This is a genomic window from Chryseobacterium scophthalmum, from assembly GCF_900143185.1.
Taxonomy (GTDB): domain Bacteria; phylum Bacteroidota; class Bacteroidia; order Flavobacteriales; family Weeksellaceae; genus Chryseobacterium; species Chryseobacterium scophthalmum.
In genome coordinates, this window is the sequence record NZ_FSRQ01000001.1 from 925467 (window position 1) to 937289 (window position 11823).

The 11823-nt window shown below is 32.9% G+C and carries 11 protein-coding genes; all 11 read right to left on the minus strand.

Annotation, left to right across the window (positions count from 1 at the left end):
• Positions 1 to 491 precede the first annotated feature (491 nt).
• The 11 genes from BUR17_RS04240 to BUR17_RS04290 all read right to left on the minus strand — a co-directional run bounded on the left by BUR17_RS04240 (position 492) and on the right by BUR17_RS04290 (position 11687).
• Entirely contained in the window at positions 492 to 1658 is a 1167-nt protein-coding gene (locus tag BUR17_RS04240; RefSeq protein WP_074229075.1) for a proline dehydrogenase family protein, read from the minus strand.
• A gap of 63 nt (positions 1659 to 1721) precedes the next feature.
• On the minus strand, positions 1722 to 2651 hold the full coding sequence (locus BUR17_RS04245; protein WP_074229077.1) for a UbiA family prenyltransferase: 930 nt from the start codon (positions 2649 to 2651) through the stop codon (positions 1722 to 1724).
• A gap of 10 nt (positions 2652 to 2661) precedes the next feature.
• Positions 2662 to 3588, minus strand: a complete 927-nt coding sequence (locus BUR17_RS04250) for a mevalonate kinase family protein (RefSeq protein ID WP_074229079.1) — start codon at positions 3586 to 3588, stop codon at positions 2662 to 2664.
• A 74-nt stretch (positions 3589 to 3662) separates the two neighbouring features.
• Positions 3663 to 5141 carry an MFS transporter gene (locus BUR17_RS04255; RefSeq protein ID WP_074229081.1) on the minus strand — a complete coding sequence of 493 codons (1479 nt, stop codon included), beginning with the start codon at positions 5139 to 5141 and terminating at the stop codon, positions 3663 to 3665.
• A 274-nt stretch (positions 5142 to 5415) separates the two neighbouring features.
• Positions 5416 to 6594, minus strand: coding sequence for an acetyl-CoA C-acyltransferase (locus tag BUR17_RS04260; RefSeq protein WP_074229083.1), 1179 nt, complete (start codon positions 6592 to 6594; stop codon positions 5416 to 5418).
• A 24-nt stretch (positions 6595 to 6618) separates the two neighbouring features.
• Entirely contained in the window at positions 6619 to 7005 is a 387-nt protein-coding gene (locus BUR17_RS04265) for a hypothetical protein (protein WP_074229085.1), read from the minus strand.
• 269 nt (positions 7006 to 7274) lie between these two features.
• Positions 7275 to 8369: a hypothetical protein gene (locus BUR17_RS04270; protein WP_143747518.1), complete on the minus strand. Its 1095-nt coding sequence runs from the start codon at positions 8367 to 8369 to the stop codon at positions 7275 to 7277.
• Positions 8370 to 8379: 10 nt separating this feature from the next.
• A complete protein-coding gene (locus tag BUR17_RS04275) occupies positions 8380 to 9096 on the minus strand; it encodes a hypothetical protein (protein WP_074229089.1) in 717 nt (238 codons plus the stop codon).
• Positions 9062 to 9616 carry an RNA polymerase sigma factor gene (locus BUR17_RS04280; RefSeq protein ID WP_074229091.1) on the minus strand — a complete coding sequence of 185 codons (555 nt, stop codon included), beginning with the start codon at positions 9614 to 9616 and terminating at the stop codon, positions 9062 to 9064. The genes BUR17_RS04275 and BUR17_RS04280 overlap by 35 nt, the downstream gene beginning before the upstream one ends.
• 115 nt (positions 9617 to 9731) lie before the next feature.
• A complete protein-coding gene (locus BUR17_RS04285) occupies positions 9732 to 11066 on the minus strand; it encodes an MFS transporter (RefSeq protein ID WP_074229093.1) in 1335 nt (444 codons plus the stop codon).
• Between the two features lie 21 nt (positions 11067 to 11087).
• Positions 11088 to 11687 (minus strand): bifunctional nuclease family protein, encoded by a 600-nt coding sequence (locus BUR17_RS04290; protein WP_074229095.1) that lies wholly within the window; start codon positions 11685 to 11687, stop codon positions 11088 to 11090.
• Positions 11688 to 11823: the final 136 nt, after the last annotated feature.

Genomic DNA, 11823 nt, shown 5'->3' on the forward strand with positions numbered 1-11823 from the left:
TATTTTAGAAATTTTCAACTCTGAAAATGCATTTTTGCTCCGTCTACTTGATTCGATTTACCCATCCAAATTCTTTGAAAATCTTTATAATTTCCACCACTGAATTCATACTTTTAATAGAATTTATTTCAACTTTTTTAGGGCTATCTTTCTTTAAAATTTAAAAGAATATCACAATAATTTAAGGTCTATTTTTAGTTTTTAAATAAAAAAAACAACTGTTATTTTAGTCTAAAAATGCATTTTTCCCCATCTACTTTGATGCGATTTACCCATCCAAATGTTTTGACAATCTTTATAACTTCCACCACTGAATTCATACTTTTAATAGAATTTATTTCAACTTTTTTAGGGCTATCTTTCTTTAAAATTTAAAAGAATATCACAATAATCTAAACTCAATTTTTAAGAACATTATACACTGATTGAAATTTTAAAAACGAAAAAGCTCGATCAAAATGACCGAGCTTTTATATTATTCTAAAGAGAAATTACTTTCTTCTTCTGTCTAATTCTTTTTTAATTAAACCTAATTCTCTTCCGGTTTGTCCGGCAACAGAAGTGTTTTCTCTGGCTCTTCTTGTAAGATAAGGAACAACGTCTTTTACAGGTCCGTAAGGAAGATATTTTGCTGCATTATAGCCTTTATCAGACAAATAGAATGTAATGTTATCACTCATCCCATAAAGTTGCCCAAAATAGATGTGAGGATTGTTATTTTCCAGACCTTTAGCCTTCATTTTATCCATTACCAATTCAGATGAAATCTCATTGTGAGTTCCAAAGAACGCAGAAACTTTATCTAAATGATTCATCACAAAATCAATTCCGGCATTGTAATTTTTATCGGATGCATCTTTGGTTGGCTGAATAGGATCTGCATACCCTTTTTCTGCAGCTCTTGCTCTTTCTTTTTCCATGTAAGCGCCACGAACAATCTTATAACCAATAAAATAATTCTTTTCTCTGGCTCTCTGAAGGTTCTGCTCCATATATTCAAGACGGCCGGTTCTGTACATTTGAACAGTGTTCCAGACAATCGGTTTTTCCTGATTATATTTTTCCATCATCTCTTCGCAAAGCTGATCTGCTGCGTCCTGCATCCAGGTTTCTTCAGCATCAACCATCACTTTTTTATCATGTTCATGACAAAGTTTGCATACCTCATCAAATCTTTTTACCACTCTTTGCCATTCTTCTTTTTGGCTTGAAGTCAGTTCTGCATTTTTCCCGACAGCTTCATACAAATCAATTCTTCCGAATGCGGTAGGTTTAAAAACAATAAAAGGAATAGCAGGATTTCCTACAGAAAATTTAATGATATCTTTAATTTCCTGACACACTGCTTCAAAGGTTTCTTCGTCTTCTTTCCCTTCAATCGAATAATCGAAAATACTTCCAACCCCTCTTTTGAAAAGCTGTTTTACCACTTTCATACTCTCTTCACGAGTTTCTCCACCTACAAATTGCTCAAACAAAGTGTTTTTCACAATTCCGGTAACGAATGGGAAATTATTATGAACGGTAAAATTCAGGACAGAAGTTCCAAGACTTGTTAAAGCAGGCTGTTCAATCATTTTAAACATCCAATAGGCTTTTCTTAATTGTGCATCAGTTTTATCGGCAAATGCAACTTTGGTATCGTTGAAAATGGGCATTCCTTTTTGTTAATTTAATTTTGCAAATGTAAGAATAACCTGAGCTTTTTTAAAGCTTTTTTTCTACAATTTACCTTCAATTCCGTTAAGAAGCATTGCAAGAATTCCAATAAAAACCCAGAAACGTAAAATATTGAGTGTAAGAAATTTAGTTCGTCTTGAGGAGTTTAAAAGCAGATAAACACAGATAACCATCACAAACAGACCTCCGGTAAAATAATAAGACATAAAACCTAAAATTCCGGTTTTGAGAATAAGTTTCATCGAAACTGCCATCGTTACAATCAGCAAAGAGATAAGAATGATCTTGGTATTTTTACTTTTAAAATAGTTTGGAATTGTAGTATAACCAAAAGCTTTATCAACACTTTTCGTTAAGGTATCTTTCACAATATCAATACATAAAAGAATCAAAAACAGAAAAATAGCCATTAAAAAAACTTTCTTTGAAAAAGTCTGATAATAAACCATCATCCCAAAAAAAGGGTATAATGTTAAACTGACAAAAGTGAGATTATTTAAAATTAAAATCCGACTTAATTTATGGCTATAAAACCACATAAAGAACTGATAAACAACGAAGAAAATCAAAACCCGATACGAAATAAAACTTGCTACACCCAGTGAAATTACCGTTAAAGCCAAATACACATACAAAAAATATTTCTGCTGAATAAAGCTCTGAATTCTTGTACGAAAAGGTTTTACAATGTGATCTTTTTCAAAATCGTAGAACTGATTGATAATTCCACCTGCAAGAATGCTTAAAACGGTACAGAAAATAATGCCGTGAACTTTGAAATCAAATACAAATTTCCTGAAACTTTCCTCCTGATTAAACAGAAAAAAAGTAGAAACATACAGTGCGAAAGTAAGCAAAACAGCCACAAAAAAACGTGCGCCTAAAAGAAAGCCCACGAATTGTGATAATCTGTAAAATAAAGATTTTCGGATATAATTTTTCTGTTGGAAACTCTCTTTTTCAGAACTCATTTCCAACTTTTTAGAATCTATAAATCACTTCTTTCTGGAAACCGTCAAGCATTTTTTCTGCTTTTTCATAGTCTTTGGTGAAACCTAAAATATAGCCACCACCGCCACTTCCGCAAAGTTTAAGGTAATAAGCATTAGAATCTAAACCTTTTTTCCAGATGTTGAAAATACTTTCAGGGATCATCGGACGGAAATGTTCGTAAGCCCAATAAGAAAGCTTTTTAAGGTTTCTAAAAAACGGATTCATATCTTTTTTAAGGAAAGAATCGATACAAGCATTATTGTAACGAATAAACTCTTCTTTTAGCGTTTTACGGAAACCTTCGGTCTTCATTTTTTCAAAGAAAATCTGAATCATCGGTCCTGTTTCGCCTGTAATTCCTGAATCAATCAAGAAAATTGCTCCTTTTCCTTGTTCTTCTTTTGGAATCGCTACTTTATCTAAATTTTCCTTGTTTTCAATAAGAATCGGAAGATTCATGTAGCAAATTAAAGGATCCATTCCTGAACTTTTACCGTGGAAATAGCTTTCCATTTCGCCAAAAACGGCTTTTATATTTTTAAGATTTTCTTTTGAAATACTTTCAGGGTCGTGTTTTGTAAAGCTGTATTTTTCGAAAATGGCCGCAACCAAAGCTCCTGAACTTCCAACTCCATATCCTTGAGGAATATTAGAATCGAAGAAAAGTCCATTAGAAATATCTTCTTTCAGACGGTTTACATCTAATTTGAATTGTTCGGGAAGACTTAAGTTCTCCAGAAAATCAGCATATTTCTGTAAATGAAAGTTTGATTTTTTCTCAAATTCTGAATCTGAGTCTGAAAACTTTAAAGTGCCTTTATAAAAACTGTAAGGAACTACAAGACCTTGTGAGTCTTCTATCATTCCGTACTCTCCGAAGAGGATAATTTTAGCGTAAAATAAAGGGTTCGTCATTTTGTGTTAAAAATCTTTATGCAAAGTTACTATTATTCTGCTGAATATTAACAAATTTTAAGCCATTGTACAACTTATATCTTCGTTTTTAAGAATCTGATAAGAATTGCACCCGCCGCAAAAAATACCGACATCGAAATAAATGCATATTGCATATTGTGAAACCTTTGAATAAATACACTGAAAATAAGCATTCCACAAATGATTGCAAGCTTTTCAAGTACATCATAGAAACTGAAAAACGTTGTATTTTCCATAGAATTTTCTGGTAAAAGTTTTGAATAAGTTGATCTCGACATTGCCTGAAGACCACCCATTACCAAACCAATCAAACCAGCTAATCCATAAAACTGAAGCTGAACATTTGGATTTTCTTTGTTTAAAGAATATGCAGATAAACAGCAGGCAATCCAGATAATTACAGCAATGGTAATTACGTTTTTATTTCCAATTTTTTTAGATAATCTTGAAAATAAGAAAGCACCGAAAATCGCAATAATCTGAATAACTAAGATTGTAATGATCAACTTGTATTTATCAGCTTCCTTAGGAAAAATCACCGTACTTCCGAAAGGAACTGCCATTAAAAAGATGGTCTGCATCCCAACACTGTAAAAGAAGAAACTCGACAGGAAAAACTTCAAAGCTTTGTCTGAAAAAAGCTTGTTCCCAACACTGAATAATTCTCTGAAACTCTCTTTCGCAATATCTTTATAGAAACTGATATTATCTTTTAATACTTCAAAAAAACCTCCCTGTTCCTGGTGTTTTTTAAAGATGTTTTTATAATTTAAAAGAACAAGATCTTTAGGAAGTTTTTCTTTCACATCTCCAAACTGAGGTAAATGTTTGAATGTATATTGTGAGAAACCAAACCACCAAGCTCCCGTTAATAAAAAGCTGATTCTGATATAAATTTTAGCCTGATCCGGCCCTTTTGCAACGACCTGAATTAAAACCAAACAGATAATCAATAAAACTACAGAACCAATATATCCGTAAATATATCCTTTTGCAGACAATGCATCCTGTTTATCCGGAGTAGCGATATCTGGTAAAAATGAGTTATAAAACACCAGACTTCCCCAAAAACCTACACTCGCCGTAATACTGAACAGCAATCCTAAAAAGATGTTTTCCATGCCTGTAAACATAGCTAATCCCATACAAGAAGTTGCTCCTAAGTAACAGAAAAACTGAAGAAATGATTTTTTATTTCCAATCGTATCTGCCAAAGAAGATAAAAATGGAGACAATAAAACGACTAAAAAGAATGAGATTGCGTAAGAAAAACTTAAAACCGCTTCAGGCTCATAGGCGTCTCCGAAGATCTTGATCATGTTTCTTACAGGAATTTCCTGAACTTCTCCTGCTTCCGGAACAAACTCCTTTTTATTGTAAGCTGTCGTAAGAATCGTATAATAAATCGGAAATATCGCAGAAGTAATTACCAAAGAATACACGGAATTTGCCCAGTCATAGACCGCCCAAGCTTTCATGATCTTTGGATTATTTTTTATATTTTGAGTAGGTTGAATTTCAGTTTCAGACATTTTCAAACGAATTAGTTGCACAAAAATAGAAAAACCGCTGAACATTCGGCAGTTTTTATTTTTTTTAGTCTAAATTTTATTGATTTGTTAAAATTAGAAGTGTTTTAAAAATGTTTAAGAACAGATAAGCGTGTCGCTCCTACGGAGCTCAAAATACTCTGGGAACTTTATCTACAAAGATTTTGCTCCTCCGGAGCAAGTTTTTTATTATTTAGGTATAAAAAAATCCGAAAACTTTCGCTTCCGGATTCCAAGATTTATATAAAAACAATAATTATATATTTTCAATAACAATTGCAGAAGCACCACCACCTCCATTACAGATAGCTGCAGCGCCATATTTAGCGTTATTTTGCTTTAAAACATTAATCAATGTAACAATGATTCTTGAACCAGAACTTCCAAGTGGATGTCCTAAAGCTACTGCTCCACCGTTTACGTTTACTTTAGCAGCATCTAATCCTAAGATTTTATTGTTTGCCAAACCAACTACAGAGAAAGCCTCATTAAATTCGAAGAAATCGATATCTGAAATTTCCAAACCTGCTTTTTTAAGAGCGATTGGTAAAGCTTTTGCCGGAGCTGTTGTAAAGTTTTCAGGCTCATGAGCTGCATCAGCATAAGAAACAATTTTTGCCAAAGGTTTTAATCCTAATTCTTCCATTTTCTCTTTAGAAACTAGAATTAAAGCAGATGCACCGTCATTTAAAGTAGATGCATTAGCTGCAGTAACTGTTCCTTCTTCTTTTTTGAAAACGGTAGGAAGTGTAGGAAGTCTGTCGAAATTTACAGCTTTATATTCTTCATCTTCAGCGAAAATGATAGGGTCACCTTTTCTTTGTGGAATTGAAACAGGAACAACTTCTTCAGCAAATTTCCCTTCGCTCCAAGCTTTTGCAGATCTTGTGTAAGATTGTACTGCAAAATTATCCTGATCTTCTCTTGTAATGCTGTAATCTGTTGCACATTTTTCTGCGCAAACTCCCATGTGAACTTTGTTGTAAACGTCTGTAAGACCGTCTAAAATCATTCCGTCCTGCATTTTCACATCACCTAATTTTGTAGCATTTCTTGCATTATAGTAATGAGGAACCATCGACATGTTTTCCATACCTCCTGCAACAATTACGTCTGCATCACCAGCTTTAATTGCCTGTGCAGCCATTGAAACAGCTTTCATTCCTGAAGCACAAACTTTATTTATAGTTGTAGATGGAGTTTCGTTTGACAACCCTGCTCCTAAAGCAACCTGTCTTGCCGGAGCCTGACCTTCGCCTGCCTGAAGAACATTCCCCATATAGATTTCCTGAACGTTTTTAGGATCCAGATTAATTTTATCTAATGCTCCTTTTACCGCTGCAGCGCCCAATTTTGTAGCAGGAACTGTAGCCAAGCTACCCATAAAACTTCCTATTGGAGTTCTTACTGCGGAAACGATGAATACTTCTTTCATATTTTTTCTCTTTTATACTATAGTTTAATTTTCTCTTTTAGATTTCACGAAAAGCATAATTAATGCTCCCAAAAACTCTGCAAACCATCCCCATTGTAGTTTTACTGTTCCGGCCAAAGCTTTCGTCCAAGATTTGAATGGTAAAAAACTGAAGTAGCTTGAAGCCTGATATTTTATTGCAAATAAGCTGAATACAAATAAAATAAGTAGAAATACAGCAAAAGTATTGACGAGTTTTGCACGGTTATTTACAATCCCGAAAAGTGCACATGCACAGAATATCCAGCAAAAAATCGCCAAATAATGATCGAGTTGCCAGTAATTCCAGTTTCCTATGATAGGAACATGAACAAGTGGTAAAAAACTGCCCACCACGACCAAAAGTAATCCTAAAAGCTGTAAATTTTTCATTACTTTATTTTACAATTTTAAATGAATCTCAGAATGCCAAAATACAAAAAAAAACATACTTTTTGTAAGTATGTTTTAAAATCATTTATTTAAGAATGATAATATTATTTAGATAAAAGTATAACGTAAAATTTATCAATTATTTAACACTAATTTAATTTTGATAGATATTTAATAATTAATATTTACTATTCATAAACCAATTTACAGTCAATATTAACTGTTTACGAACCATTATCATTAAAAGTATTGTAAAATCTTTCTGAAAATTAAAATGTTATTGCCCAAAGATCTATACCAATCTGCACTCCTCTTTTGTTACCAATCAATGCATCATTATTGAAAATAGGGGTAAAATCTTTCATCACAAAAATATTAAACCCAAAATATTCTATCGAAATTTTACCTCCAAATATAAATGGATTCAATCCTTTTGATACTCCTTCACGGTTATAAACACGATTTCCAAAATCATTTTTGTATTGAAGATGAATTTTGTCATTTATTTTAGTTCCACCATACAGCCCTAATCCTATACGCAATTGTTTTTTGGTATTATCAATATAACGCACTCCTTTGTACTCTTTATATTTTGGATTTAACACGAAAATTGCTTCTACAGGAACATAGATATAATCGGTTCTTAACCACGCACTCTTAAAATTATTGCCCGCAAAATCTGTTAAATAAAGGTTTTTATCATCTTGTGCAAAAATTCTGTCGTTGGAAGGAATTATGCTTTCAAGTCTCCATCCTAATCCTACACGATAAAAAACAGGGCTTGTCGTTTTACCTAACTGATTTTCGTAACGGAGAGTAAAATTTCCGGACATAGAATTTTTCAGTTCATTTCCTTTAGAGAAATTAAAAAACTTATTATCTGTGAAGTTGATTAGGGAAATTCCTGCAACATACCCAAAACTTTCAAGATAATTTTTAGGATCTTCGGGATCATCAAACTCAGGCTGTTCGAATGTAAGATCCAGTAAAGCTCCTCTTGCTGTTCTGAATAGATTATTATTTTTAGTAATATTACTTTTGAAAAGCGCTCTCCTTACCGTTTTCCCTGTTATTTCTTCGTATTCATCTTTCTGCCGATCAATCTCATCATTAATAATCGCTTCGTATCGAATGGCTGCTGTATTTTTCAGTTCATTCATCTCTTTTTCAGAGATTTCACCGGCTTTCATTTTCTTTTCAAGCAAATCAAATTCAGCATTCATTTTGTTTCGTTCTTCAACAACCACGCTGTCGATTTTGTTGGTGTAATTCTCCATCTGTTTTCTCAAAGTTGTTTTACTTTGGGAAAAGCCGATTAAGAACAGAAACATAAAAGCTCCTGTTAATAGTATTTTTTGTTTCATATCTGATGAATTATTTTTGTTCGCTTGTATTGTTATTGCTACCGTTAAAAATGGTAATAAACTCCGGACTTACGTTGATTCTATTAATCGTAATAATCCCAAGCCTTTTTCCGTTTTCCTGAGCATTTTCTTTCTTTTCAGTGCTGTATTTTCGTTGAAAAATAAGATCATTTGCAGTAACATATTTTACTTTGTTAGCTTTCACAACAGGTTGTGCGTTTGCTAATTGAGGAGATTCAGGGATTTGCTGTTCAGGTTTGTTATTAATCTCAACTTCAGGTTTTAGACTGATTTGAGGTTCTGTATTGACGATTTTCGGAGTTTCTTTTAAGACTTCAGATTGTGTATGAACTAATATTTCCGATTGTTTTTTCTGAGCTTTTTCTGATTTAATACTTATTTCAGAAGTATTGTTGAGTTCCTCAATTTTATTATCAGCGACAGATTCAATATTGTCTTTTGGTTTACTGTTATTTTCTACAGGCTTTTTAACTACAAGTGTTTCTTTAGATTTAAAAAACTGATCAGAATTGTAGTAAAACAAGGTTCCAAATGATAGTGAAAGAACAATTACTGCAGCATATTTCCACCATTGAAACGAGGGTTTCTGCACAGTTTCAGAATCATTATCTAATCCTAGTTCAATTTGATCCCAAAGGTTCGCAGAAGGCTTTATTTCGAGGTCTTCGTAGTCAGTTTTTAACTGTTTCCGTATTTTTTTGTCCATTTTCTTTTGATTTTAAATAATCAGCAATCCATTTTTTGGCTTTGCTGAGCTGACTTTTACTTGTACCTTCTGAAATATTCAGAATTTCAGCGATTTCCTGATGTTTTTTATCTTCAAAAACGTAGAGATTAAAAATCAATCGGTAACCCGTTGGCATTTTAGAAAAAATTTCTTCGATATTGATTTCACTAAAGTTATCAGTCAGCTCTTCTTCAGAAATTTCATCAGCAACTTCAATATCTGTGTACAAAATATTCTTGTTTCTCCTGATAAAGGATATTGAGTCATTTACTACAATTTTTCTCAGCCAAAATGGAAAGCTTTTCCAGTCTTTGCAATCGTTGATTTTATTGAAACATTTCAGAAAAGCATTCAGCAAAACATCTTCTGCATCATGAATATTATTAGTATAAGAATTTGCAACCGCCAACATTTTAGCTGAAAACAAATCGTAAAGTGCTTTCTGAGCTCTCCGATCGTATTTTTTGGCAAGTTTAAAATTCTCTTCTAAATGCTTCATGTAGTAGTTTCTATCTATAAGACGGTACAGTTTGAAAATGGTTGCCTAAAAGTAAAAAAAAATTGCACTTTTTTTCAAAAGTGCAATTTATATTTCTTTAATTATTGAAATAAATTTAATGTTTTACTTCTTTTAATTGATTGGGATCGTGTTTATGCTTAAAAATAATAGCAAAGGCAATAGTTACTATTAATGCATAACCTGCAAAAATATACCATGAAGTTTGCCATCCTGCAAGCTGTAAAGAAGGATCTGTTTGTGAGAAAACATAGTGATTTACAACTTCCTGAGCTCCCAACATCCCAATTGTTGCCCCAAAACCGTTAGTCATCATCATGAAAACTCCTTGTGCACTTGAACGAATACTTTTATCTGTCTCTTTATCGACAAATAGTGATCCTGAAACATTGAAAAAATCGAATGCAATACCGTAAACAATCATTGATAAAACAAACATCCAAACTCCTCCTCCAGGATTTCCTGTTGCAAATAATCCGAATCTTAAAACCCATGCAAACATTGCCATTAACATTACTTTTTTAATTCCATATCGTTTTAAAAAGAAAGGAATTAATAAGATACAAAGTGTTTCTGAAACCTGCGAAAGAGAAATTAAAGCATTAGCATTATTTGAGCCCCATGTATTTGCAAATTCAGGAATTTCTTTGAAACTTGTTATGAATGGATTTGCATAACCATTGGTAATCTGCAAAGAAACACCCAAGAACATTGAGAATATAAAGAAAATTGCCATTTTTTTCTCTTTAAACAAAGCAAAAGCCTTCAAGCCTAAAGCATCAGATAAAGTTCTTTTTTCATCACTTTTATTAACCGGACAGTTCGGTAAGGTAAATGAATAAATAAAAAGAATAATTCCTAAAATACCCGAAACAAAAAATTGGCTGTAACTATTCTGAAAACTTGGGAAACCCGATTCATTTGAAAAATTAAAACTAAAATTTCCATCTTGAATACCTGCAAAATTCACAAATAGCATTGCACAAATAAAACCTACTGTTCCCATAGTTCGAATGGGTGGAAATGATTTTATCGTATCAAAATTATTATTTACCAAAACTGTGTACGCAACAGAATTGGAAAGTGCAATGGATGGCATATAGAAAGTGACACTTAATCCGTAAAGAAGAAAAAGTTTTGAAAATTCAACATTTTCTCCTGCTGACATTCCATAATAACCAGCCCAAATCAAGAAAACTGCGGCAAGAAAATGTGAGATTCCAAGAAGTTTCTGAGCCTGGATCCATCGGTCTGCAATAATTCCCATAATCGCAGGCATAAAAATGGAAACAATCCCCTGCATTGCATAGAAAAGTCCAATTTTGGAACCTAATCCTACAGAGCCCAAATAATTTCCCATGGAAGTAAGATAAGCTCCCCAAACCCCAAACTGTAAAAAGCTCAGGATGGTCAATCGTAATTTTAAATTCATTTTTTAATTGTAAATATCTCTTTAATCTATTTTCTTTTTTCGCCTTTTGATCTCCTCCTGAATTTCAAGAGCGGTATCAAAATCTTCTTCTTTTACGGCTTCATCCAGCAATTTCTGCAATTCTTCCATTGAGACAGACGTCAAGCTGTCTTCTGGTTGTACTGTTTCAGAAAAAGTTTCTTCTTCTTTAGCTACTTCTTCTAATTCCAATAAAATTCCGGCTTCGTTTAAAACCTGCTGTGTTGTGTAAATTGGCGCATCAAATCTTACTGCCATTGCAACAGCATCTGAAGTTCTTGCATCAAGAATCAGCTCTTCCTCGGTTTCGGAATTTTTAAAATTAATATTTGAAAAGAAAACGCCGTCTACAATCTGATAAATGATTACCGAAACCAATTTATAATTCGTAGAAATAATAAATTTTGTAAATAAATCGTGTGTAAGCGGGCGTGGCGGATGAATGTCTTTTTCTAAGCCTAAAGAAATGGATTGCGCTTCAAAATTACCGATAACAACGGGCAATTTAATGTTTGTTTCTTCATGTTCCAATAGCAATGCGTAAGCGCCCGATTGGGTCTGGCTGTACGATATTCCGCGTATGATTAGCTGTTTATAATCCATGACTACAAATATAAATTAATTTTTTATTGTAGGTTTTACTTTTTAGACAAAAATAAAAGCCCGGAAGCCGAGCTTTTATTGTAATTATTTAAATTGTGAATGGTCAAATGTCAATTAACTTCGTTGTCAATTTTAA